Source organism: Bradyrhizobium sp. sGM-13 (assembly GCF_018398875.1).
Lineage (GTDB): Bacteria > Pseudomonadota > Alphaproteobacteria > Rhizobiales > Xanthobacteraceae > Bradyrhizobium.
Window position 1 is genome coordinate 1 of the sequence record NZ_JAGWDK010000157.1, and the last position, 770, is coordinate 770.

Sequence of the window (770 nt, forward strand, 5' to 3'; positions counted from 1 at the left end):
GAACTCACAGATGGCCATCCACGACTCGCGGCGATGCTGCGCCCAATGCTTGTGGCTCGAGCCGCGCTGCGTGAACAGTACGGCGTCCTACACAAGATGGTACTTGAAATAGTACGTCGCGAACCGACATGCCAGCGGCTCATGACGATACCAGGCGTAGGCGCACTGACGGCAATCACTTTTCTAACAACTATTGATGACCCGGATCGCTTTCAACGCTCCCGCGATGTTGGCGCGCATCTTGGCCTTACGCCACGCAAATACGCATCTGGCGAAACCGATCGGAATGGCGCTATTTCGAGGTGCGGCGATGTGATGCTCAGGACCATACTTTATCAGGCAGCGCTTGCACTTCTAACCCGCACCCAGCGTTGGTCTGCATTGAAAGCCTGGGGTGTAAGGGTGGCCAAGCGACGCGGTCTTCGCCGAGCAGTCGTGGCGGTCGCGCGAAAATTAGCGATCGTGATGCATCGGATCTGGGCAGATGGAAGCGAGTTCCGATGGACCCGCGAGGAGGCGACCGCATGATCGATTAGCAATTCAGCGGATCCGCCGAAAAGGCGGAACGACGTCCTGCGAGGACGAGGTCGGGGTGACTGCGCTGCAACCTCTGTGCCTGCAGCACGCGCCTAATAGATAGCAGCTCCCGATCTTCGGACTACCATCGTGAGGCGGCTATGAACGTCGACCTCGTAGACAAGAGCGAGCCTCGCAGGCTGTCGGTAACGAGCTGAACCCTTGTGCCAGCAACCGCAATCAGACAAGAGGTT

General features: G+C 58.3%; 1 protein-coding gene. It reads left to right on the forward strand.

Annotation, left to right across the window (positions count from 1 at the left end; genetic code table 11):
- On the forward strand, positions 1–528 hold a 528-nt coding region (locus KJQ96_RS38570), incomplete at its 5' end, for an IS110 family transposase (protein ID WP_213291168.1).
- Positions 529–770: the final 242 nt, after the last annotated feature.